The following is a 23610-nucleotide window of genomic DNA, read 5'->3' on the forward strand; positions in this document are numbered from 1 at the left end:
TCAGTACTCTCGCGTGCTCAGCTTCGTGACCCAGTCCCCGAGCTTCTGGCGCGTCATGTACGGGTCGGGGCCGACGGCGAACTTCGACTCGCGCAGAATGGTGAACTGGCCATCGGCGTTCGCGCGGCCGATGCGCGGATAGAGCGCCATGTGATGATTCACGGGATCGATACGCACCCGGCCCTGCGGCGCCGCGTATTCCGATCCGAGAAGATGCGGCATGATGACGCCGATCTCGTCGGAACCCGACCGTGCGTAGGCTTCGGCGAACATGTGCATTTGATAGTACGCAGCCTCCCAGTTCATGTCGGTCGGGGTGTCCGAACCGTAGCGCGACTGATGATGCGCCACGGCGCGGTGATTCTCTTCCGTATCGACGCTCTGAAAATAAGGCGCTGCCGTGATGTGTCCTGCCGCGATGCCGGGCTGCATCGCGTGTATTTCGGTCTCCGACGTATTCAGGCTGCCGATGGGCATGCGCGACGGATCGAAGTCCGCGTGCGCGTAGGCGTCGTAAAGATACGGCACCGTCGCGCCGATGACCGTGCTAAAAATCCAGTCCGGAGACTTGCGCCGGATGTCCGCGACCACTTGCTCGAACTGCTCGCGCGTGGCGTCGAGCGACAGATACCGTTCGCCGAGGATCGCGCCTTCGGGATGCTGAAGCAGCAGTTCCTGCATGGTGCGGTTGCATTCGTACGGATAGACGTAGCTGGAACCGACGAAGTACACGCGCGCGCCGAAGGTCTCCGTCATGAAGTCCGCCAGTTGCACGCCGTTCTGATTAGGCGACGCGCCGCTGTAGATGATGTTGTCCGAATACTCGAAGCCCTCGTACATCTGCGCGTAGATGAGAAGCCGGTTGTGCTTCTCGACGACGGGCAGCATCGCCTTGCGGCTCGTCGACGTGTAACCGCCGAAGATCGTGTTGACGCCGTCCTTCACGATCAGCCGCTCGGCGAGCTCGCGGAACACGGCCGGATCGGACGCGGGGTCGTAGTGAATCGCGACGAGCTCGCGCCCGCCAATGCCGCCGCGCGCATTGATTTCCTCGACGGCGAGGCGCGCACCGCGCCATTGAGACTGTTCGAGCAAGGCGGTCGAGCCGCTCGTCGAGCACAGCAGGCCCACTCGGATGGGATCGGACAAAGCCATTTCGTGACGCACTCTAGAATGCGCGCGGAACGGACGCCCCGCGCGTGATGCCGACTGCCTTGGTTTCGTCTGACCGAAGCGTTACTTGAGGTAGTGCTTGGCGACCATCGCGCCAACCGTGTATTTTGGATCGACAAAATTGCCCAGTCGAACCTTGCCGACCTGACTGAGCATCATGTACGCGTCCCACTTGTCGAAGCCGTATTCCGCGGCCATCCACAGCACCAGTTCGCGATAGGCAATGCGCGTCGCGTCTTCCAGCGGCCGCGCGCTGCCGATGCTCATGAGCGCGTCTTCGTTTTCGAGCCGCGGCCAGTCGATCTGCCACTTCTTGATGAGATCGACGCGCACGGTCGTCGTGCTCTGATATTCGACCGCCGTGCCGCAGACTTCGCCGTCGCCCTGACAAGCGTGCGCATCGCCGATGAAGAGCCGCCCGCCCGGCGAGCGCACCGGCAAGTACGTGATGCTGCCCGGTCCCATGTCGGGCACGTCCATGTTGCCGCCGTGGTTGTCGGGCGTGAGCGAATTGATGGAGTCGATCTCCGGCGAAAGACTCAGCGTGCCGATATGCGGCTTGTACGGCAGCGTATTGCGCTTGCTCCAGTACACGTTTTCTTCGTCGATCCTGATCTTGCGCACCACTTCCGGCAGCGGCTCGTTCAGAAGCGCGGTGTAGTCCGTGCCCGTCAGTCCGCCGAAGTTGGGAATAATGCAGCAGAAGCCATGCGGATCGTCACCGCGCGGCGCCATCTTTTCGATGTACACGGCGACCACATCGCCCTTCTCCGCGCCCTCGATCATGATCGGGCCGTTCTGCGGATTGAGGAACGGCACCTGCAGCACTTCGGACGGCTTGTCGGTCTCCTCTTTGATCTTGCCTTCGAACGCATCGCGCGTTTCGACCACGACGCGATCGCCCGGCTTCACATGCAACACCGGCTGCGAGTACGGCCCGATGGTGTAGTGATAGGTCTTTTGCATCTCCTCGGTCAGATGGTGCTCCACCGGTTCACGATCCGCGCCGACGCCACGCTTCATCATGATCGAGTCTTCAAGCCATTTCATGTTTCGTCTCCGTCACAGTGCCAGATACTGGCGAATCAGTTGTTCGTCCGCGAGCTGCGCCGGGCTCAGCGTCTCGACGATACGGCCCTTGTCCATCACGCAGCAGCGCGTCGCGATGCGTTCGACCATTCCCATGTCCTGCTCGACCAGCACCACGCCGATCCCTGTTTCATGCGCGATTTGCTGAAGCGTTTCGCCGATCAGATCGACAATGGATGGCTGGATGCCTTCGGACGGCTCATCGAGCAACACGACCTTCGGCGAACTGATGAGCGCACGCGCGATGGCAAGCTGCTGCTGTTCGCCGCCGCTCATGGTTCCCGCTTTCTGCTGATACCGCTTCTTCAGAATCGGAAAGTAGCCGACGACCTTGTCCTTCATCTGCGCCGCCTGCGCGCGATTCGCCTGCGCGCCGACCTGCAGGTTCTCCGCAACCGTCAACGCGCCGAAGATCTCGCGGCCCTGCGGCACATAGCCCATGCCCCGCTGCGCGCGGACATACGGCTTCTCGTGGCCGATGGCTTCTCCATCCAGTTCGATGCTTCCGCCATCGAGGCCGATCAGGCCGATCAACGCGCGCATCAGCGTCGTCTTGCCGACGCCGTTGCGGCCGATCAGCGCGAGCACTTCGCCCCGCCCGACGCCGAACGACACGCCGTTGAGCACGCGGCCGCCGCCGTATCCCGCTTCCACACCCGACACCTGGAGCAACGCACTCATTTCTTCTTCCCCAGATAGACTTCCGCGACATCATCGCGGGCGAGGATCTCGTCGAGCGGACCATCGGCGAGCAGGCTTCCTCCGTGGAGCACCGTCACCCGCGACGCGATCTGCTTGACGAAGGTCATGTCGTGTTCGACGACCATCATCGTGAGACCGGCCGCCGAAAGACGCTTGATGAGTTCGCCGGTCGCATGCGTTTCCTCGACGGACATGCCCGCCACGGGTTCATCGAGAAAGAGCAGCTTCGGACGCAGCGAGACCGCCATGGCGATTTCGAGCCATTGCTTCTTGCCGTGCGACAGATTGCGGGCGAGCACACGCTCCTCGTCTTCCAGCATGAAGCGCTGCAACAGTTCATCGAGGCTTTCGGGCCGGTCGTCCTTTGCGCGATGCAGCGACAACTGCAGATGCTGGCGCACGCTCAGATCCGGGAACACGCCGGGAATCTGGAACTTGATGCTCATGCCCATGCGAATGCGTTCGTGCGGCAGCACATGACTCATGTCCTGGCCGAGAAACATCACGCTGCCCTCGGACGGCCGGTGCTCGCCGGTGATGAGCTTGAAGAACGTGCTCTTGCCCGCGCCGTTGGGGCCGATCACGCAGCGGATCTCGCCTGCATCGATACTGAAGTCGATGCCGTTGATGACATGCGCGCCGCCGAAGTGCTTCTTGAGTCCGCGCGTTTCCAGGAGCGTGGTCATGACTTGCCCTCCTCACGTTTGAGACATGCGCCGCCTAGACGCGCATCCTGACCCGGGCGGCGGCTCAGACGCCGCAGATGCCGTGTCACGAACGGCAGCAGACCTTCCGGCGCGGCCAGCACGACGATCAGTAGAATCGCGCCGAGCAGGATGAGCGCGTACTGGCTGCCGTACACCGCGAGATTCTGCGAAAGCCACACCAGCAGCGCGGTCCCGAGAACGGTTCCGCCGATGCTCTTCCTGCCCGACGTCGCCACCCAGATGACGGGCATGGCGGCGGACGTGAGGCCCATCGTCGAAGGCGTGATGTACGAGCCCCAGACCGTGTACAGCGCGCCCGACAAGCCGCCGAGCGTACACCCGAGCACGAATACCAGAAGCTGATGCCGGCGGATGTCGACGCCGAGCATCTCGGCGCGCTGCGGGTTCTCGCGAATGGCGATGAGCGTGAGCCCGAACGTGCCGTCGAGCAGCCTGCGCATTGCGGCATAGACCACGATCAACAGGATCAGCACGAGGTAGTAGAAGCTCGCGTTTTCCAGCGTCAGCGGACCGCCAGGCCACGGGATCGTGAGCGGCGGCATGCCGCCCATGCCGTTGTAGCCGTTCAGACGCGCTTCGCCGATCGCCCACTGCGGGCCGGCCGTCTGCGACATGAACGTTTCGAGCACGAGCGTCACCGACAACGTGACGATACCGATGAACACGCCCTTGATACGGCCGTAGAAGATCATGTAGCCGATCAGCGCCGCCACGACGACGCTCACGGCCAGTCCCGCGATGAGACCCAGCCACGAATCGAACCAGGCATCGCCGTAGTTCAGCGTGAAGATGCCGTAGCTGTAGCCCGCCAAGCCGAAAAATGCCGTCTGCCCGAACGACAGGATGCCGCCATAGCCCCACATCGCGGCGAGGCCGACCGCGCCGAACGCCCACAACAGGCAGTACGCGAGATTGCCGCTCGTGGTGGCGTCCACGACGAGCGGCAGCGCGAGCCCTACGAGCCATGGCACGTACTGGACCGCGCGCGTGGCGCGGGCCGGGAACAGCCGCGAAGGCTCTTTCGTTTGCTTCACGTTTGCCTCCTAGCGCGCGCGGGAAAAGAGGTTGCCGAGACCTTGCGGCATCAGCCGGATCACGACGATGACCGTCACCAGCAAGCCGATCTGGCCGAACAACTGACCATACGAGGCCGTGAGTGCGGTCTGGATGACGGCGAGCACGGCGGCAGCGGGCGTCGTCCCGGCGATCACGTTTGCGCCGCCGACCACCACCGACACGAAGGCCTGCACGATGAAGTTGCTGCCCATCGTCGGCACTGCGGTCATGGTCGGCGCATACAGCGCGCCGGTCAGCCCGGCGAGCCCCGCGCCGAGCGCGAACGTCAGCGTGTAGAGCCGGTCCGTGCGCAGGCCGAGACATTGCGCGATGTTGGCGTTCTGAATCGTGGCGCGAGCGCAGACGCCGTAGTTCGTCTTGAAGAACAGCACATACAGCCCGAGCAGGATGGCGAGCGCAATGCCCGGCAACAGCGCGCGATATGTCGAAAACGAATAGTCGCCGAGCGAGAACGAGCCGAACGGCGTGCCGATGCCTTCTATCGAAGGACCGGCGACGAGCAGCATGGTCTGTTGCACGATGAGGCTGATGGCCCACGTCGCCACGACGGAATCGAACAAGCGGTCGTACAGATGACGAATGACGAGCCGTTCGATCACGACGCCCGCGAGCGCCGCCGCGAGCGCGCCGAGCAGCATAGCGAGCGGAAGCGGCAACCCGCGCTTGGCCGCGATGATCGTCACATACGCGCCGCACATGATGAACTCGCCGTGCGCGAGATTGATCACGCCCATCATGCCGAAGATCACCGCGAGACCGAGCGCCGCGAGCACCAGATAGGCGAAGCTGTCGCCGAACTGATAGATGAGCGAGTAGAGAACGGAAAAGGTGGCCATGCATGCTCCACGTTCAGAAGGCGGACGCGCGTTCGCTATGTTCTGCGAGCGCGCGCCGGCCCCATTAGGACTTCTTGGGCAGGTTCGACGGCGTGTACTGGCGGTGATCCGGCTTGTTGGGCAAATCGCAGCCCACCTTGCCTAGCCAGTACGGCTGGACGTCGTTCCAGACCTTCGGGATATCGACCGAGTGATCGTCCTTCACATGCACGAGGTAAATGGTATGGCTCGCGTGATGGCTCTTCGGGTCCATGCAGACCTTGCCTTGCGCGCCTTCCGTGCAGATGCCGGTTTCGAGCGCCTTGCGCACCGCATCCTGATTCGTCGTCTTGGCCTTTTCGACGGCCGCCTTATACAGATAGATGGCGTCGTACGCGTTCGCCGCTTCCTGATTGATGTACGGCTCGTTCGGGAACTTCGCGTGGAAGCGCTTCTTGAAGTCGTTGCTGGCGGGCGAATCGACTTCTTCCACGTAGTTCGCGGTCACGTACATGTCCTTGAGCGCGGGCGGTTTGAAGCGCTTGTGCTCATACGCCTGACCGACGTTCACCGAGCTCGCCATCGGCAGGTTGAGATGGGCCGAAGCCTGCTGTTCGTAGTACGAGGCCTGATTCGCGCCGACCAGCAAGGTCACGACGAAGTCGGGCTTGGCCTTCTGGATGTTCTGGATCGTCTGGCCGAACTGCGATACGGACAGCGGAATGAATTCCTCGCCGACCATCGTGCCGCCGTTCTCCTTGACGATGTTGCGCACCCATTCGGCGGAAATCTGCCCGAAGTTGTAGTCGGCTGCGATGGTGTACACCTTCTTGCCGTACTTCTGCATCATCCACGGAATGAGTGTCGAGAATTGCTGCTCGGGGACCGCGCCCGTGACGAAGGTGTTGGTATCGCACACGCCGCCTTCGTACTGATTGTCGTACCAGTAAAGCTGATGCGCGCGATCCATGATGGGCCGTATGGCCTCGCGCGACGCGCTGGAGAAGGCGCCGAAAATCACATCCGGCTTGTCGGTCTGCACGAGACGCCGTGCGAGTTCCTGGAACTTGGTGTTGTCCGACTGAGTGTCGTAGGCGATCAGTGAAACCGGACGTCCGAGGATGCCGCCCTTGGCGTTGATCTCATCGACGGCGAGCTGCGTGGCGTGAATCTTCGGGATCGTCGCCAGTGCGAAGTTTCCCGAGGCATCTTCCAGCAGGCCGATCTTCACGGGATCGGCGGCACTCGATGCGAGCGAAGTCAGTGCAAGTCCTGCGGTAAGGGCGAGACGCATCCAGCCCGACGGCTTCAGCAACATGCGGATTCTCCAGAAGTGGGCGCAGAAACAAGGGAAAAATGCGAACAAAAAAAAGCCCCCTGACGAACCGTCGGTTCGTCAGGGGGCTTCTGTGCCGGGTCCTCGGGCGGACATCTTTGTCAGGCCGCGAGGTATGAGGCAGTCTAATGCGTCGAATTTTCAGTTGTCAACGGCGGTCAAAAATAGAAGGGCCCTGAATGCATCGCTTCGTGACGGGGGCGTATCGTGATCGACGCCGGTCCGTCTGATAGAACATTAGGGGGACCGACCAACGTGGCAGCATCGCTCGGAATTGCGTGCGATTGCATGCGACAACTCCCTGATGTCTCCACTGAGCAATCACCGTTCTGACCGGCTCGCTTCATGCCGCGCGCTCGTCGGAGCGGCAGAGTCGGTGCCGCGCTCGAACGCTTCATGGTCATTCCACGCGCGCGCTCGCGTACTCGCGCATGGCTGCGCTCATCGGCAGCACCCGTTCGCTGAGATGGGCGTGAAGATATCTCACCGCCGGCGAGAACTGACGGCGGTGCGGACACACGAGGTTCAGCGGCACCGTTTCCCCCGGTTGGTCGGGCAACAGAACCTGCAATCGGCCGGCCAGCACGTCGTCGTGCACGTCGAGCCACGATTTATAGGCGATGCCCCGGCCTTCCACCGCCCATCGCCTTGCGATTTCCGCGTCGTCACAGAGCAGCGTGCCCCTCACCGTCACCTGCCGCCGCACGCCGTTGAATGGAAACGACCAGCGGTCGTACACGCGCCCCGCCAGGACATAGGGCAGGCAGTCGTGCAACACGAGTTCATCGAGAGAAGCCGGTGAGCCGCGCCGTTTGAGGTACTCCGGCGAGGCCACCAACACCCTTCGATTGTTCACGGCAAGGGCAAGCGCAACATAGCTCGCCTGTTCCGCAGACCCATAGCGGATGGCCACGTCCACCGGATCGCGAAAGACGTCGGTCACATGATCCGACAACGACAGCCGCAAGGTCAGCTTCGGATGGAGATCGCGAAACGCTCCCAGCCAACGCAGCAGGCTATTGCGGCCCAGATCGGATGGCGCCGCGATGCGCAAGATGCCTTGCAGGGCATGTCGTTCTCCATGCAGACGTTCGCGGCCCTCATGGAGCATGGAGAGAACTTCTTCCGCATAGGGAAGGTACTGCTCGCCTTCTGCGGTGAGCTTGAGACTGCGTGTGGACCGCGCGAAGAGCCGGACGTCGAGCTCTCGCTCCAGCCGCAAGATGGCCGCGCTGACCTGGCCGGGCAGAAGGTCTGCCTCCCTCGCCGCATTCGAAAAGCTGCCGAGCGCCGCGGTTCTGACAAAGAGTTGCAGGTCTTCCAAGCGGACCATTTTCATTCCAGGAGTGAAAGTCCTGCCTAATTTAACCGCTTTCTCACACCTGTGCGGTCGCGCCAGAATTCAGCCACACGACAGCGGCACATCAGCACGGTGACCGCCGAGATCCGCCATCACGTACCTGGAGCAAGCACATGAAAGCAGTGGTCTATACGCAGCACGGCCTTCCCGCCGACCATCCCGACGCTCTCGTCGATTTCGACCTGCCCACGCCTGAACCGGCGCCGCACGACCTGCTGGTGAAAATCGACGCGATCGCCGTCAATCCGGTGGATACCAAAGTTCGCATGGGCTCGCCGACCGAAACGCCGCGCGTGCTCGGCTGGGACGCCGTCGGAACCGTCGAGGCCGTGGGCGACAAGGTGTCGATGTTCGCGCGAGGCGACAAGGTCTTCTACGCGGGAAGCATTGCCCGCCCCGGCGCGTATGCGCAATACGCGCTCGTGGACGAGCGCATTGCCGGCCGCAAGCCCGCCACGCTCTCGAACGCGCAAGCCGCAGCGCTTCCGTTGACGTCGCTGACTGCGTGGGAACTCCTCTTCGACCGGCTCGGCGTGGCGGAGAACGCAGGCGCGGGGGACGCGCTGCTTATCGTCGGCGCGGCTGGCGGTGTCGGCTCGATGCTCACACAGCTCGCACGCCGCCTCACCAACCTGCGCGTGATCGGCACCGCTTCCCGCCCCGAAACACGTGAATGGGTCGAAGCACTCGGCGCGCATGACGTGATCGATCACTCGCAACCTTTGCTGGAAGGCCTGCGCAGCATCGGCTCGCCGCAGGTGCGTTACGTCGCGAGCCTGACCCAGACGGATCTTCACTATCCGCAGCTTGTCGAGGCACTCATGCCTCAAGGCCGGCTCGGCGTCATCGACGACCCCGACACGCTCGATGCCATGCCGCTCAAGCGCAAGTCCATTTCGCTGCATTGGGAACTGATGTTCACGCGGTCGCTATTCGAAACCGCCGACATGGTCAGGCAACACGAGATTCTTAACCGCGTGTCTGCGCTCATCGACGACGGCACGCTGCGCACCACGATGGCCGACCACTTCGGAACCATCAACGCAACGAACCTGCGCCGCGCTCATGCGCTCATCGAGAGCGGTCGTGCTCGCGGAAAGATCGTGCTGGAAAACTTCTAGTCCGTGCGGACCTCGCGCTTGCGCCGCATGCAACATCGACACAACTGGAGAACAGCCATGCCTTCCATCCATCGAGAAAGCAGGAACAGCCATCCGATACGCCGCGCCGTCATTGCAATTGCAGCGGCGCTGGGCTTCGCGGGCGTCGTGGCGCATCCCGCGCTCGCTCAGGCGGCGGCGTCGCATCGGCCGTCGTCGAACCAAGCCACGGAACGCGCCATCGGGTCGATCGAAACAGTCGCGACATTCATGGGTCCGATGCCCACGGGCGTGAGCGTCACCGAGACCGGGCGGATCTTCGTCAACTTCCCGCGCTGGGGCGACGACGTTCAGGCCACCGTTGCCGAGTTGCGCGACGGCAAGGTGGTCGCGTATCCGAATGCGGAGATCAATCGCGCCGACGCTTCTCATCCCGGCACGCACTTTCTGAGCGTTCAAAGCGTGGTTGCTGACGGCCGCGGCCGACTGTGGGTACTCGACACGGCCGCGCCCAACTTTTCGAGTCCGGTAGCCGGAGGTGCGAAGCTCGTCGCCATCGACCTGGCGACGAATAGCGTCGTGAAGACGCTGGTTTTTCCGGCCGATGTCATGCGCGAACAGACCTACGTGAATGACGTGCGGTTCGACTTTCGCGTCGGCAAAGCGGGCGTCGCGTATGTGACCGACTCGTCGTTGAGCGGCACCGGTGGATTGATCGTGATCGATCTGGATTCGGGCAAGGCATTACGACGCCTTACCGGCGACGTTTCGACCTCCGCCGATCCGGGCTTCGTACCCGTGGTCGAAGGCGAAGCCCTCAAAGTGCGGGACGCCAACGGCAAGAGCGCGCCGTTCACCGTCGCCTCGGACGGCATCGCGCTTTCGCCTGATGGCACGACGCTCTACTACTGCCCCCTTTCCAGCCGGCATTTGTATTCGGTGCCCACCGCGATGCTGCGCGATCCCTCGATCAGCGAAGCACAACTTTCGGCCGCTGTGAAAGACCTCGGCGAGAAGGGCGCGTCTGACGGACTCGAAAGCGATGCGAACGGCGCCGTCTATGCAGGCGACTACGAGCACGACTCCATCCGCAAGCTCGAACCGGGCGGCGAGTGGCGGACCATCGTGCACGACCCGCGCGTGCTGTGGCCCGACACGCTGTCGGTCGGCACCGACGGATATCTGTACTTCACCGCTAATCAGCTGCATCGCCAACCGGTCTTTCACGCCGGCAAGGACGAGCGCAAGAAGCCGTACGCCCTCTTCCGCGTACGAATCGGCGCCGGCCCCGCACCGACGTTCTGACGCATTTACCTATCCAGCACCGGAGTCCAATCATGAATCTCGCTGATGCCGTTCGCATTCGTCACACCGTCAAAGCCTTCGAGGCAGGCACGCCCGTACCGGCCGAGCAGATCGAAACTTTGCTCACCGTTCTGCATCAGTCGCCCTCGTCGGTGAATTCGCAGCCGTGGCATTTCGTCGTTGCCTCAACGCCCGAAGGCCGCGCCCGCATCGCTCAATCGACCACCGGCGCCTACGCGTACAACGAACCGAAAGTGCTCAACGCATCGCATGTCATCGCAATGTGCATGCGCGAGTCAATGGATGACCGCCATTTGCAAAACATTCTCGAGCGCGAGGCGGCGGACGGCCGTTTCAAGACACCGCAGATGCAGGCAGGTCAGGACAAGAGCCGCCGCTCGTACGTGGACATGCACAAGTACGAATTGCGCGACACGCCGCAGTGGATGGAGAAGCAGGTATATCTCGCACTGGGTGGGCTGCTTCTCGGTGCCCCCATCCTCGGCGTCGATGCCACGCCGATGGAAGGCTTCGACAGCCGCGCGCTCGATGCAAGTCTGGGCTTGCGCGAAAAAGGGCTCACGAGCGTGGTCATTGTCGCGCTGGGGCATCGCAGTGGCGAAGACTTCAACGCCGATCTGCCCAAGTCGCGTTTGCCGCGCGAACAGGTTTTCACCTTTATCTGAACGGGAGAGCGATCATGACTGGCGCTGCCTCAGACCATCCCCGCATCACACTCGTCACTATCGATCTCTCGTTTCATCGCGCTGCATCCGGCGCGGTTCGGCGCCTGTTGCATGAGCATGGTGTTGCGGTCGACGAAGTATTCGCTCCGCACGAGCAGGCCTTCGAAATCCTGCGCGACGGCAAGGCCGATATGCTCAGCAGCGCCTGGCTGCCCAGCAGCCACGGTATCTATCTGGGGCCGTTCGAGCATGAGGTAGACAAGATCACCGTGCTTTATCGTCCGTACGCCTTGTGGGGCGTGCCTGACTATGTGCCGGAAAGCGCGGTGAACAGCGTTGCGGACCTGAAGCGGCCGGACGTGGCCGCGAAAATGACGAAACTCATTCAGGGCATCAACCCCGGAGCCGGCATCAGTCGATTCTCTCGGGAAATGATCGTTCAGTACGGTTTGCAGGAGGCCGGCTATTACTTCGAGAACGGCACGCTCGACGATTGCGTGCGCGCTTTCGAAGCCGCCGTAAAGGAGCGGCGCTGGGTCGTCGTGCCATTGTGGAGCCCGCAGTACCTGCATGAGCAGTACCGCATTCGAGAATTGAAGGACCCGAAGGGACTTCTCGGCGGCACAGACGAAGCGACGCTGATCGTGCGCAAAGCGGCGCTCGCGAAGATCCCGCAAGCCGCTTTGCATGCATTGCGGCAGCTCACTCTGGGGAATCGTGAAACGAGCCGCCTAGACTTCGTTCTCTCTCGCGCCGGTTAGGCTCGACGCCAATAGAAGCTCCAGTACTATCGCAACTCAGTCGCGAAAATATTACAGCGCAGCGGCTGCGTAGACTTGGTCGCACAACGGAGGCCTCGCGCTGCCGGCCGCATTCACTCACGGCATGGTTTTTGCGTTGCGTCGAGGCGCATGCGGGCGACCGTCTAGCGCCCGCCGGGGAGAGATAATATGAAGATTCTCGTTTTCGACGACGATCGGGACTTCACAGCGGGTCTTGCGGCGCTGATCGAGCAAATGGGTCATGAGGTGACGGTCGCGCACGAGTGCGAGTCGGCACGCCAACTGGCGAGCGCGCAGCTATTCGACGTGATCCTCGCTGACGTGGACCTGCCCGACGGCGATGGCCGGCACACGTGCGATAGTCTGAGGCAGGAAGGCGCCTCGCAGACCGCTTATATGGTGGCAATTACCGGCAGGCACGATCTGGGCGACAATGATTTTCCGTCGTTCGATGGCTATATGTGCAAGCCGGTCACCTACGATCTGCTGGAACGCGTGCTGGAAGAATGGCGTGTCACGGCCGGGCTGGACCGGCACGTGCGCGCGGACGAGGCCCAGGCCGCGAAAGCGCCATGAGCGCCATAAGCGCCATAGGCGCGTACCGTTGAACGGGCCATTACCTTCAATGGGAGGCCGCCGTGGCTGCTCGCTCGATTGCGTCCATGACTCTGAGTTTCGGACTCGTCTCCGTCCCGGTGAAAGTCTATGCGGCGACGGAAAGCAAGTCCGGGGTCGGCTTCAACCTGATGCACAAGGACTGCGGCACCCGGCTCAAGCAGCAGTACGTCTGCCCGCACGATGGCAAGGTCGTCGAGCGCGCCGATATGGTCAAGGGCTACGAGTTCGAGAAAGAGAAGTATGTGATCTTCGAGAAGTCCGAGCTCGATGCGCTCGAAGCGAGCGCCAGTCACACCATCGACATCGTCTCGTTCATGCCGACCGAGGCGATCGATCCCATCTACCTCGACAAGCCCTACTACCTCGCACCCGACAAGCGCGGCGGCAAACCGTACCGCCTGCTGCAGAAGGCGATGAACGATAGCGGGACCTGCGCGCTCGCCCGTTGGACATGGAAGGGCAAGCAACACATGGTGCAGGTGCGCGCCAGTAACGACGGATTGATCCTTCAGACCCTGCTCTACGCCGACGAGGTGCGCTCGCAGGCCGACATCGGCATCGAAGAGACGGAGATCCAGCCGACAGAGCTACAGCTCGCCGAGCAGTTGATCGAGCAGTATCGCGTCGACAGCTACGACGCAGCCGCGTACAAGGACGAAGAGAAAGAGCGCATCCTCGCCGAGATCGACAAGAAGATCGCGGGCAACAAGATCACCGCCGCGCCGGCCGTCGAGCAGCCGGGAGCACAACTGATCGACCTTGTCGAAGCGCTGCGGGCGAGCCTGAAGAAGAAGCCGCCTGCCGAACAGCCGACCGCTGCGCGAGCGGCGCGCAAGAGCGCGCGCACCGCCGCGCCGGCGGAAGAAGCGGCCGAAGCCACTCCGGCGCCCAGGCGCCGTGCCGTGCGCCGCGCGGCCAGCGAGGACCAACCGGCGCCGGCCCGCAAAACGGGCACGAAGCGGTGACATGCAAGACGACGGCTACAGCCTTCGCGACGTGCAACGCATGCTCGGCGTGTCGCGCAGCGTCGTCGAACGCATGATCGCTGCGGGTTTGGTGTCACCGGCGAGCGGTGAAAAACGCGAGCGGCGCTTCACCTTTCAGGACATCGTCATGCTCAGGACCGCGCATGCCCTGCGCGTCGCTGGCGTCTCGCCGATGAAGATCGTCCGCGCGCTCGACCACCTTCGCAAAAACTGGGGGCGTGAAGGATCGCTCACTGGCGTGCGCGTGGCTGCGGTCGGCGACCGGGTCGCGGTGCGGGACGAGGCAAGCCGCCAGTGGGATGCGGAGACCGGCCAGTTGCTGCTGGACTTCGAGCAGGCGAAGGCGCCGGGAAACGTCGCCTCCATGCAAGCGCCGCGCGAGCAGCGGGCGCGTGAAGAAGCCGTCGAACTGTTCCGGCGGGCGCGTGCTCTTGAGGACGACGATATCGATGCCGCCGAAGCGGCCTATCGGCAAGCGCTCGAACGCGCGCCCGACTATACCGACGCATCGCTGAACCTCGGCGGCATCCTCATGGACAGCGAGCGGTTCGACGAGGCGATAGCGGTGTATCGAGACGCGCTGGCATACCGCGCGAACGACCCGGTGCTGCTGTTCAACATTGGGGTGGCGCTCGAAGATTCGGGCCGCTTTCGCGAGGCACTGCAGTTCTATGAGCGTTGCATCGAACACGACCCCGAGTTCGCGGATGCCCACTACAACGCCGCGCGCATCCACGAAGAACTGGGCGAAGCGACCCTGGCGATTCGCCACTTCAATCAGTTTCGCAGACTGCAGAAGCTCTGACAGGAGACGTCGATGACGATCGAAGCCGTTTGGTTCCTGATCGTCGGGGCATTGATGGTGCTGATGGCGCTGGGCCGCAAAATCGTCGAGCGGCTGCCGATGACCGGCGCAATGGTGTACCTCGTCGTCGGCTTCGTCCTTGGTCCGGCGTGCGTCGGGCTGCTCAACATCGACATCGAGCGCGACGTGCGCCTGCTTCGCACGCTCACCGGAGCGGGGCTTATGGTGTCGCTGTTCGCCATCGGAATGTATCTGCGCGTCGAGCTTTCGAGGCCGCTCTGGCGACTGACCTTGCGCCTCGCCGGTCCAGCGATGCTGATTACCATCGCGACCATGTTCGCCGCCGCGCGATGGGGGCTCGGCCTCGCCGCAGGCCCTGCGTTGCTGCTGGCGTCCGCGCTCGCTCCGACCGATCCGGTGCTCGCCAACGAGTTGCGCGTCGAAGAAGCGGGCGACGATGAACCCCTGCGCTTCGCCCTGTCATCGGAGGGCGGACTCAACGACGGCGCGGCCTCCCCGATGGTCTTCATTGCGCTCGCGCTTTGCGGAATCGGCAGTCTCGGCAGCGGAGATCCGTGGACGTTCGCCCTTGCGATCGCGTGGGGACTGGCGAGCGCAGCGATATGCGGTTGGGCGTTGGGCACCGGTGTGGTCGTGCTCGTGACGAAGCTGCGCACGAAGTACGACCATGCGCTGGGGCTCGAAGGCTTTCTTGCGCTCGGACTCGTTGCGCTGGCCTACGGTGCGACCCTGATCGTCGATGGCTATGCCTTCATTGCGGTCTTCGCCGCCGGCGTCGCGCTGCGACGGCAGGAAATGAAGGCGACGGGCGACAAACCGCCGAGGGAGGTGTTGGAATCCGTCGAGCGCGGGCAGCGGGAAGAAGCGGCCAAAGATCCGGAAACGGCTCACGCGTATATCGCGGAGAACATGATGGGCTTCTCGGTCGAGATCGAACGCTTCGTCGAACTGGGGCTGATGGTCATCATCGGCAGCGTCGTGTCGGCGCACTGGCGCGAGCTGATCCAATGGCCGGTTATTTGGCCGGTCCTGTTTCTCTTCCTTGTGGCCCGGCCGCTTGGCAGCACCCTGTCTCTCGTCGGCTCGTCGATGGACCGGCATCAGCGGCTTCTGTCCGGATGGCTGGGCCTGCGCGGCGTCGGCGCGTTCTACTATCTGCTGTTTTCGCTCGAGAAGGCCGGGCACGACCGCGTGGGGCCGCTTCTGCCGATCATTCTGGCGGCCATCGTACTTTCGGTATTTCTGCACGGCGCGACAGCGACTACCCTCCTCGATCGCTATCTCAGCCGGAAGCAATCTGGCTGAACACGTTGCGCTGTTTGAGGCGTGGTAGTCCGGCAAACGCCGAGCGTCTCGCTCGGCGTCATTCAGCGAGGCTTGATCTTGCCTTTCTTGAGCAGGTCGATTGTTTGCAGTATCCGGTCCCTGTGACCCTCCATGGCTTTTCGAGCTTCGCGCATCGCGGCGAGCAGGCTGACACCTTGGGAAGTGTCGTGCCCGTCCCGCTCCATCTCCTTCAAGAGATTCATTTGAGCCTGTATGCGCTTGTCCGCTTCGTGCAGATCATCGTTGGCTTCGCAGAGGGCTCTCTCTTCGTCTTCGAGGTTCATGTCCACCTCTCCCACCGACCGATCCTCAGCAGCTATTCATAGCTATCTAGCTCGTTGATTCGACCGGATGCGTTGGCACGACTGCATCGCTGTTGGCTGTCTGCGCCGGTGGCCAGATTTCTGTCCGCGCAGGCTCGGCTTGCGCCTCGCTGACCGGCCCGAGATCATCGCCGAACCAGGGCACTTGCAGCTTCATCATTTCGACGTACGCGTCCCAGCCGGCCTGATTGCCTGCGAACAGGTCGTGCTGAACCGTGTGCGCAAGAAGCTTCCGGTTGAGCGTGGCTTCGAGCAATTCCTTGGTCCAGAGGAAGTACGCGGTCGCGGCGCGCGCCGCGAAGTCGTGCGGCGTCAACTCCGGCGCGACGAAGCGCAGTAGCGGCAAGTCCGCGAGCGAGTCCTCGCTAGCGGCAGCCTCACCGATGGTCTTATGGCGATCGGAGAGTTTCAGCACGCAGCCGATCGCTTCGACCACATCGCCCAAATGCAGCAAGAGCGCGCGTCGCTCCATTGCGTCTTCCGGCTGCACGGACCGCGCTTCGTTGTTATCTCGCTCGATGTCGCTCATCTCATCCCCTTTGCTCATTGAGAACGTGGCCCGCAGCCACGGTTACACTGAACTAGCGCGACAACTACGCAAGAGACGCGCCACCGGTTGGCGGCGGAGTACGACCGGCTGGCGGACGCAAGGAACTGGGCCTGTTCCTTGCAACAGGGTCCAGCCAAACAACTTGGAGAACACTAATGAAATCGCTGCGATGCCTCGTACTCGCCACCGCTATCGGCGCTGTGAGCCTTGGCGCTCACGCACAGGTCGCCGGGACACAGCCTCTGAGTGTCACTGTCCAGCAATCTCAGGCGTTGCTGCAGGGCTGGAGCACGAAGAAGAGCATTCTCGGCAAGGCCGTGTACAACAACGAGAACGCGAAGATCGGCTCCATCATGGACCTGGTGATCTCGCCGGATGCGACCGTCTCCGCTGCAATCATCTCGACCGGTGGCTTCCTCGGCGTCGCGACGCATGACGTGGCGGTCCCGATCTCGTCGCTGGAATTGCGCGACGGCAATTTCTATCTGCCCGGCGCGACGAAGGAGGCGCTGAAGAACACGCCGGAATTCGAGTACAACAAGGTGAAGGCGCCGGCCAAGCCTCGAAAGCTGAAAGAGACGCAGTAATCGCGTTCGTCGTCACGTAAGAAGCGCCGGCCAATATCAGTGACCGGCGCTTCTGTTGCAACTAGCTGAATCGGCCCGGCCCATTTGACCGGAGCACGTCAAGCCGGCAGATGAGCCGGCGGCACCGGCAATTCATCCCCTTCGATGAACGCGGTTGCGGATCGAATGGCGAATTGCATCGCGCAATCTTCGTCGGCGAACAATCCCCACTTTCCGAGCGACGTCGAATGTCCGTCTTCGCCGAGGATCGACGCGGTGGCGACGAAGGCGTTGCCGTTGCGCGTGACCTGCGGTTCGAAGGCTGCTCTGCCGTGGTAGATGATCATCGTTTTCGTCTCTCAGGTTCTGGAAAGCGTCGGCATTCAACGATGCCTTTCATGTGCGTGGGCGTTTACTAGCCTGTCGTCGTATTCGATCTCTGCAACCGAGGGTGATATTACCGATGCCAATTTCGTCTATGCAGCACTTTAACGTTTCCTTACACTTCCACAGTGCGCTCTTACATGATTCTTTTCGTGAGGCCGTCGTCGAAGATATGCATTGCCGTCCGCTTCCGAGCGGGCTTTTTTTGGCCGTGTCCATAATGAATCGTCAGCGGTTCGGGTGACGTAAAGCGACCATGCAGATGTCACCTACCGAGCCGCGCAACCACGACCGCCAACCTTTGATTCACTGACTGAGGCGACCATGTCCGACGCCGTTTCAACCCCGCAGCACGAGTTCCTGAATGCGCTGCGAAAACAGCGAAAGCGCGTCTCCGTCTTCCTGGTCAGCGGCATCAAGCTGACAGGCGAGATTCAGTCATTCGATACGTACATGGTCTATCTGAATGCCGCGACCGGCCCGCAGGCGATCTTCAAGCGAGCGATTTCGACGATCAGCGAGGATCAGGGTCGCCCTCACCACTCCGAGCGCCACGAGCGTCATGACCGCCCGGAGCGACGCTCGCGCCCCGGGCGACGGGTGCCGTAAACACACATGCAGGCTGCGGCAATCCGTTCATGGCTTATCAGTTCGGCGGCTGCCCCGCCTGCCGACGGCGTCCTCGGCAACCTGACGGTGAAGGTGGTCCCGGCCTCGCGAGAAGATGCCACCGTCACCGATCCACCGTGCGCCTGCGCGACTTCTTTCACGATAAAAAGGCCGAGCCCGACGCCGCCCGTCGACGGGCGCGGATGCGGGCCAGTGCGCGGCAGGCGCTTGAGCGGATCGAAGATATCGGAGAGGCTCTCGGCCGGTATCGGATCGCCGAGATTGTGAACATCGAGCCTCATGCATGCGCCTTCTGTGGCCGCGCTGACAGTCACCGGGGAATCTGCCGCGCCGTGACCGAGTGCGTTGGCGATCAGGTTCGAGATCACCTGGTGCAGCCGGTTCCGGTCCCAATAGCCGTCGATGGAGTCTCGTACATCGACGTCGATGGTGCGATCAGGGTGAAACGCTCGCAGTTCCTCCACGGCGTTCGTGCAGATCTCACGCAAGGACGTGTTCACGGGCGTCATGCCAAGATTTCCGCCCATGCGCACCTGCGTAAAGTCGAGCAAGTCCCCTACGAGTTTTTCCATCGTCGTTGCGCTGCTGAGAATACGGCCCGCTGCTTTCATCTCTGGACCGGATATCGAGTCGCTGCGCAACAGATAGTGCGCCGACATCACAATGGCGCCGAGCGGGTTGCGCAAATCATGCGCGATCATGCCGGACATGAGTTCGCGCGAGCGATCGGTCTGCGACGCATACCAGGCGATGGACTCCGTCAACGCCTGATCGATTGCTTCGTCGAAGCGCACGACTTCTTCGACAGCAGTCGCAGGATCGCCGACATTGGCGTCGCGCCATCGCCTGAGAACGTTGGCGCGTAGAGCGCGGAATTCGGACATCAGCTCGGTCATCGAAAAGCTGGCGGCGAGGCGGTCGCGTGCGTGACTCCGGGCGTCGTCGGTAAGCGGAGGGGAGTTCTGCGGCGAGTCGCCACGGCTCTTGCCGGACCGCTCTGCCTCGCTTTGACGCGACTCCATGTCATCGGCTACGTGCCTCAGCAAATCGGCGGCCGTATCGCGCAACTCAGTGGGCGTGAGCCGCTTCGCGCTCGGCAAATGGTCTCGCGCGAATTCAGCGAACTCATCGACGATTCCGTTTACCTCGGCGCGGATGTAGTCCGAGAGACCAAGATACATGTCCCTATCGGCACGCGAATTGTTATTCTTTTCGCTCATTGTCTGGTCATCACGACGTGAAACCAGCGTTGCATAGCAGCCGCTATGCCAAGACGTGGCGGAGCCGAAATGGTGTTCGTGCTTCACAGACTCTCGCCGCGCGCAACGAGCGTTAGTCCGCTGCGACTCCTTCGTAGCTGCGTCCGCTCTTCGTCGAGACGTGAAGCAGGCGCAAATGGCATTCGCCGTGGTGGCCGCCGGCGTGGCGTCGGCATTCTTCTCGATGCACGCAGAGGCTGAGAAAACGACTCCTATCCTGCTTTCGGTGCACAGGGATATCGTAGGACGCCTTACAGTGGCGAGGCAATCTGCATCTGCGCTCGGCACCGCCTTCTACTTAAGTAGTGACTCCCTACGACAGAGCCATAAGGCTAACTACATATCCAAGTACTCTTCCGATCGGCGCGTTGAAGACAAATATACCCGGACGTCGGGACTAAACAGACTTGCGTTACTCGCACGAGGCCTGTTGCAATAGCTCAATTGCAGCTTCATTTTCCGGCATAAGTAAGGCATTGCTACACACGGCCAGCGTCGCATTGCAATGCGCGCGAGCTTGATGTATCTCAAGGTCGTTGCACTCGGCGGTTGGCGGTCCGCGTATGCGGCTTTAGTCTAATCGTCATCGGCCGCTGCTAACTTCAGAATTCATGCCGCGACTTGGCGCAAAACTCAGGTCGCACACTGCTGTCCCCGCTCTTCGATCGAGAGGTCTACGTCATGGACGCAGCAAACCATTTGTCACGCAGTCGGGAGATCAACACGAAGATTGCGCGCATCCTCAAGGCACGCACCGAAAACGCGCAGAAGGACTTCACCGATCGGTTGCACGCCGCCCTCGGCCAAGGCGGCACGGCGCCCGGCACGAATGCGCGTGTTCCTACTCCCTGGGACACCTGGACCTACGGGCTCGACTTGATTCAGCGTTCCGTCATGTTCTGGGATACGTTGCGCGAGCGCGGCACCGCATTCTACGAACGAAGCCGGCAGGAGCCGAAACCGGTGCTTCACTTCGACTACGAGGTCGTCGTCGACGGCCGCGAGTTCGAGAGACCCGTCAATTACGCGCTTCTCAAGATCACACCGCCAGACGGCGTGACCGTGGACGCACGCAAGCGCCCGTACCTCATCATCGACCCGCGTGCGGGACATGGCCCGGGCATCGGCGGCTTCAAGGACGATTCGCAAGCCGGTGTCGCGCTGCGAGCGGGACATCCCGTGTATTTCGTCGTTTTCTTTCCCGACCCCGAACCGGGTCAGACACTGCTCGACGTCTGCGTGGCCGAGCAACAGTTCGTGAAGCGGGTGCGCGAGCTGCATCCGGACAGTGACAAGCCCGCGCTCATCGGCAACTGCCAGGGCGGCTGGGCCGCGATGATGCTCGCTGCTTCCGACCCTGGCGACACCGGTCCCATCGTGATCAACGGCGCGCCGATGTCTTACTGGAGCGGCGCGTGGAGCGAAGGCGAAGGCGACAACCCGATGCGCTACGCGGGCGGATTGCTCGGCGGCTCGTGGCTCGCGTCGTTCGCCGCGGACCTCGGCGCCGGCAAGTTCGACGGCGCGCATCTGGTGCAGAACTTCGAGAACCTCAATCCGGCCAACACGCTGTGGGACAAGTACTACCACCTGTATCACAACATCGATACGGAACCGGCGCGCTTTCTCGACTTCGAACGTTGGTGGGGCGACTACTATCTGATGAATAGCGAGGAGATCGAGTGGATCACGCGCAACCTCTTCGTGGGCAACAAGCTCTGGTCGGGCGATGTCAAAGGCGCAAGCGGCAAGGCATTCGATCTGCGCGAGATCCGCTCGCCGATCATTCTGTTCGCGTCGCTGGGCGATAACATCACGCCGCCGCAACAGGCCTTCAACTGGGTCGCGGACCTGTACGGCAGCACCGAGGAAATCAAGGCGCGCGGCCAGGTCATCGTCGGTCTGATGCATCAGCATATCGGCCATCTCGGCATCTTCGTGTCGGGCAAAGTGGCGAAGAAGGAGCACACGCAGATCGTCTCCGTGCTCGAAGCCATCGAATCGTTCGCGCCGGGTCTGTACGGAATGTCCATAACCGAACGCGAAGGCACCGACGGCCAACCCGAATACGAGGTCGAGTTTCGCGAGTATCGGCTCGAAGAAGTGGCGGCTCACTTCAACCGCTTCGAGCGCGAAGACGAGAAGCCCTTCGAGGCCGTGGCCCAGATCTCCGAATTCAACCAGCGTGCCTATGAACTGTTCGGGCGTCCGTTCGTGCAGTCGATGTCGAACGATACGACAGCCCGCATGCTGCGCGCCTTCCATCCGCTGCGCTTTCAGCGTTGGGCGTTTTCGGACCTGAATCCGTGGCTCGCGTGGCTGCCGTCGGCGGCCAGCGCCGTGAAAGCCAACCGCCAGCCCGCGAAGCCGGATAACCCGTGGTGCGCAGTGGAGACGACCGGCTCCGAGATGATCAGCGCTTCGCTCGACTATTACCGGGCCATGCGCGACGCCGGCATGGAAGCGGCTTTCTTCACGATCTACGCAAACCTCTTCTCGTTGTATCTGGCCGATCACAAGGCGCCGGCCGAGAGCCCGGCGAAGACCGGCGCGCCGCCGCGCGAGCTGCCCTTCGTGAAGGACGCGCTAGCGGCGATCAGCGAAGGCGGCTATACGGAAGCCATTGCGCGCGCAGCGGCGCTTCTTGCACGCAAGGGCGAACCCCTGCCGCTTTCGCGGCTCATCACGCGCAAGGAGCTGGCGCAGGCGTATGCGGACTACCTTCCGGAAGTGCCGCCCGATCAATGGCGGCGCATTCGGGGCGAGCAGGAAATCATCGTCAGCTTCGAACCTGAACAGGCGCTCGCAACGTTGCCGACGCTCATCGCCGACAAGAACGATCGCGCGCGCTTCGTCACGCTGCTCGACGCGCTGATGACCGACGAACGGGTTCAAAGCACGAGTCCGACCGACGCGCAGCGGGCCATGCTCGACCGCATCCGCGAGATTCTCACGGCGAAGCCCGCGCGCGGCCGAACCGCCGCTGCACTCGCACGGCCGTAGCTTGCCCGCGGTATCGCATGCAGTCATCTTCTCGATGGAGGCACGATGGAAAACAACCACGCGAAGTATCAACGGCTGATCGAGTTCTGCAAAAGCCTGGCCCCGTTGCAGACGGCGGTCGTGCATCCGTGCGATCCGACTTCCATTCAAGGCGCGGTGGAAGCGGCGCGCATGGGGCTGATCGCGCCGAAACTGGTCGGACCCAAAGAGCGCATCGAAGCAGCGGCCGCGCAAGCCGGCATCTCCATTGCGGAATACCCGCTCGTCGATGCCCCGCACAGTCACGCCGCGGCTTCGGCCGCCGTGCAACTCGTGCGCGAGGGCAAGGCCGAAGCGTTGATGAAAGGCAGCCTGCATACCGACGAGCTGATGAGTGCGGTCGTCAACCGCGAATCGGGATTGCGCACGGAGCGGCGCATCAGCCACTGCTTCGTCATGGATGTGCCGCAGACCGAGCATGCGCTGATCGTGACCGACGCTGCGATCAACATCGCGCCGTCGCTCGACGTGAAGATGGACATTCTGCAGAACGCTATCGACCTCGGCCACGCGCTGCACTTCGAGCAAGTGCGCGTCGCCATTCTCTCGGCGATGGAAACCGTGAATCCGAAGGTGCCGTCCACGATAGAAGCCGCCGCGCTGTGCAAGATGGTGGACAGACACCAGGTGACGGGCGCGTTGGTGGACGGTCCGCTCGCGCTCGACAACGCGATCAATCTCGAAGCCGCGCGAATCAAGCAGATCGATTCGCAGGTCGCCGGACGCGCCAACGTGCTGATGGTCCCCGATCTCGAAGCGGGCAACATGCTCGCCAAGAGCCTCTCGTTCCTGGCGGGCGCGGACGCGGCCGGCATCGTGCTCGGTGCGCGCGTGCCGATCATTCTGACGAGCCGCGCCGACGCCCTGCTCACGCGCCTCGCCTCGTGCGCGGTCGCCACGCTCGTGGCGCAGGCGAGGCGCGAGCCCAACAACGTGTTGAGGTAGCG

General features: G+C 62.5%; 24 protein-coding genes. 12 read left to right on the forward strand and 12 right to left on the reverse strand.

Going from position 1 to position 23610, the window contains the following annotated elements; all coding sequences use genetic code 11:
- The 8 genes from NCR35_RS26720 to NCR35_RS26755 all read right to left on the reverse strand — a co-directional run bounded on the left by NCR35_RS26720 (nucleotide 1) and on the right by NCR35_RS26755 (nucleotide 8253).
- The gene (locus NCR35_RS26720; RefSeq protein WP_250536926.1) at nucleotides 1-1155 is read right to left on the reverse strand and encodes a transporter substrate-binding domain-containing protein; all 1155 of its coding nucleotides are present in this window, start codon (nucleotides 1153-1155) and stop codon (nucleotides 1-3) included.
- Between the two features lie 81 nt (nucleotides 1156-1236).
- Nucleotides 1237-2223, reverse strand: coding sequence for an acetamidase/formamidase family protein (locus tag NCR35_RS26725; protein WP_250536927.1), 987 nt, complete (start codon nucleotides 2221-2223; stop codon nucleotides 1237-1239).
- A gap of 12 nt (nucleotides 2224-2235) precedes the next feature.
- Complete coding sequence (locus NCR35_RS26730) at nucleotides 2236-2943, reverse strand: ABC transporter ATP-binding protein (RefSeq protein ID WP_250536928.1); 708 nt, start codon at nucleotides 2941-2943, stop codon at nucleotides 2236-2238.
- Nucleotides 2940-3650, reverse strand: a complete 711-nt coding sequence (locus NCR35_RS26735) for an ABC transporter ATP-binding protein (RefSeq protein ID WP_250536929.1) — start codon at nucleotides 3648-3650, stop codon at nucleotides 2940-2942. The genes NCR35_RS26730 and NCR35_RS26735 overlap by 4 nt, the downstream gene beginning before the upstream one ends.
- Complete coding sequence (locus NCR35_RS26740; RefSeq protein ID WP_250536930.1) at nucleotides 3647-4726, reverse strand: ABC transporter permease subunit; 1080 nt, start codon at nucleotides 4724-4726, stop codon at nucleotides 3647-3649. Before NCR35_RS26740 ends, NCR35_RS26735 begins: the two co-directional genes overlap by 4 nt.
- Nucleotides 4727-4735: 9 nt before the next feature.
- Nucleotides 4736-5605 (reverse strand): ABC transporter permease subunit, encoded by an 870-nt coding sequence (locus NCR35_RS26745; protein ID WP_250536931.1) that lies wholly within the window; start codon nucleotides 5603-5605, stop codon nucleotides 4736-4738.
- Between the two features lie 64 nt (nucleotides 5606-5669).
- On the reverse strand, nucleotides 5670-6902 hold the full coding sequence (locus NCR35_RS26750; RefSeq protein ID WP_250536932.1) for an urea ABC transporter substrate-binding protein: 1233 nt from the start codon (nucleotides 6900-6902) through the stop codon (nucleotides 5670-5672).
- Between the two features lie 418 nt (nucleotides 6903-7320).
- Nucleotides 7321-8253: a LysR family transcriptional regulator gene (locus NCR35_RS26755; protein ID WP_250536933.1), complete on the reverse strand. Its 933-nt coding sequence runs from the start codon at nucleotides 8251-8253 to the stop codon at nucleotides 7321-7323.
- 140 nt (nucleotides 8254-8393) lie between these two features.
- Here NCR35_RS26755 and NCR35_RS26760 point away from each other — a divergent pair, with 140 nt between their 5' ends.
- The 8 genes from NCR35_RS26760 (at nucleotide 8394) to NCR35_RS26795 (ending at nucleotide 15888) form a co-directional block, all read left to right on the forward strand.
- Nucleotides 8394-9401 (forward strand): zinc-binding alcohol dehydrogenase family protein, encoded by a 1008-nt coding sequence (locus tag NCR35_RS26760; RefSeq protein ID WP_250536934.1) that lies wholly within the window; start codon nucleotides 8394-8396, stop codon nucleotides 9399-9401.
- Between the two features lie 57 nt (nucleotides 9402-9458).
- The gene (locus tag NCR35_RS26765; protein ID WP_250536935.1) at nucleotides 9459-10685 is read left to right on the forward strand and encodes an L-dopachrome tautomerase-related protein; all 1227 of its coding nucleotides are present in this window, start codon (nucleotides 9459-9461) and stop codon (nucleotides 10683-10685) included.
- Between the two features lie 32 nt (nucleotides 10686-10717).
- Complete coding sequence (gene nfsB, locus NCR35_RS26770; protein WP_250536936.1) at nucleotides 10718-11371, forward strand: oxygen-insensitive NAD(P)H nitroreductase; 654 nt, start codon at nucleotides 10718-10720, stop codon at nucleotides 11369-11371.
- Nucleotides 11372-11385: 14 nt separating this feature from the next.
- On the forward strand, nucleotides 11386-12132 hold the full coding sequence (locus NCR35_RS26775) for a glycine betaine ABC transporter substrate-binding protein (protein ID WP_250536937.1): 747 nt from the start codon (nucleotides 11386-11388) through the stop codon (nucleotides 12130-12132).
- Between the two features lie 189 nt (nucleotides 12133-12321).
- Nucleotides 12322-12729 (forward strand): response regulator, encoded by a 408-nt coding sequence (locus NCR35_RS26780; RefSeq protein ID WP_250536938.1) that lies wholly within the window; start codon nucleotides 12322-12324, stop codon nucleotides 12727-12729.
- A 62-nt stretch (nucleotides 12730-12791) separates the two neighbouring features.
- Nucleotides 12792-13736, forward strand: a complete 945-nt coding sequence (ku, locus tag NCR35_RS26785) for a non-homologous end joining protein Ku (protein ID WP_250536939.1) — start codon at nucleotides 12792-12794, stop codon at nucleotides 13734-13736.
- 1 nt (nucleotide 13737) lies between these two features.
- On the forward strand, nucleotides 13738-14562 hold the full coding sequence (locus tag NCR35_RS26790) for a tetratricopeptide repeat protein (protein WP_250536940.1): 825 nt from the start codon (nucleotides 13738-13740) through the stop codon (nucleotides 14560-14562).
- A gap of 12 nt (nucleotides 14563-14574) precedes the next feature.
- On the forward strand, nucleotides 14575-15888 hold the full coding sequence (locus NCR35_RS26795; protein WP_250536941.1) for a cation:proton antiporter: 1314 nt from the start codon (nucleotides 14575-14577) through the stop codon (nucleotides 15886-15888).
- Nucleotides 15889-15950: 62 nt separating this feature from the next.
- Here NCR35_RS26795 and NCR35_RS26800 read toward each other — a convergent pair whose 3' ends face one another.
- On the reverse strand, nucleotides 15951-16193 hold the full coding sequence (locus tag NCR35_RS26800; protein WP_250536942.1) for a hypothetical protein: 243 nt from the start codon (nucleotides 16191-16193) through the stop codon (nucleotides 15951-15953).
- A gap of 46 nt (nucleotides 16194-16239) precedes the next feature.
- Nucleotides 16240-16779, reverse strand: coding sequence for a hypothetical protein (locus NCR35_RS26805; protein WP_250536943.1), 540 nt, complete (start codon nucleotides 16777-16779; stop codon nucleotides 16240-16242).
- 158 nt (nucleotides 16780-16937) lie between these two features.
- Between NCR35_RS26805 and NCR35_RS26810 the strand changes: the two genes are divergently transcribed.
- The gene (locus NCR35_RS26810; protein WP_250536944.1) at nucleotides 16938-17369 is read left to right on the forward strand and encodes a PRC-barrel domain-containing protein; all 432 of its coding nucleotides are present in this window, start codon (nucleotides 16938-16940) and stop codon (nucleotides 17367-17369) included.
- 98 nt (nucleotides 17370-17467) lie between these two features.
- Here NCR35_RS26810 and NCR35_RS26815 read toward each other — a convergent pair whose 3' ends face one another.
- A complete protein-coding gene (locus NCR35_RS26815) occupies nucleotides 17468-17695 on the reverse strand; it encodes a hypothetical protein (RefSeq protein ID WP_250536945.1) in 228 nt (75 codons plus the stop codon).
- Nucleotides 17696-18056: 361 nt separating this feature from the next.
- On the opposite strand from NCR35_RS26815, the gene hfq reads away from it, so the two are divergent.
- Nucleotides 18057-18341, forward strand: coding sequence for an RNA chaperone Hfq (hfq, locus tag NCR35_RS26820; RefSeq protein WP_250536946.1), 285 nt, complete (start codon nucleotides 18057-18059; stop codon nucleotides 18339-18341).
- Here the strand turns inward: hfq and NCR35_RS26825 are convergent.
- Nucleotides 18293-19669: an ATP-binding protein gene (locus tag NCR35_RS26825; protein ID WP_250536947.1), complete on the reverse strand. Its 1377-nt coding sequence runs from the start codon at nucleotides 19667-19669 to the stop codon at nucleotides 18293-18295. The two genes, hfq and NCR35_RS26825, sit on opposite strands and share 49 nt — an antisense overlap.
- A 633-nt stretch (nucleotides 19670-20302) precedes the next feature.
- Here NCR35_RS26825 and NCR35_RS26830 point away from each other — a divergent pair.
- Both NCR35_RS26830 and NCR35_RS26835 read left to right on the forward strand, forming a co-directional pair.
- Nucleotides 20303-22624: a DUF3141 domain-containing protein gene (locus tag NCR35_RS26830; RefSeq protein ID WP_250536948.1), complete on the forward strand. Its 2322-nt coding sequence runs from the start codon at nucleotides 20303-20305 to the stop codon at nucleotides 22622-22624.
- Nucleotides 22625-22669: 45 nt separating this feature from the next.
- On the forward strand, nucleotides 22670-23608 hold the full coding sequence (locus tag NCR35_RS26835; protein ID WP_250536949.1) for a phosphate acetyltransferase: 939 nt from the start codon (nucleotides 22670-22672) through the stop codon (nucleotides 23606-23608).
- Nucleotides 23609-23610 lie beyond the last annotated feature (2 nt).

This window comes from Caballeronia sp. AZ10_KS36 (assembly GCF_023631105.1).
Classification (GTDB): domain Bacteria; phylum Pseudomonadota; class Gammaproteobacteria; order Burkholderiales; family Burkholderiaceae; genus Caballeronia.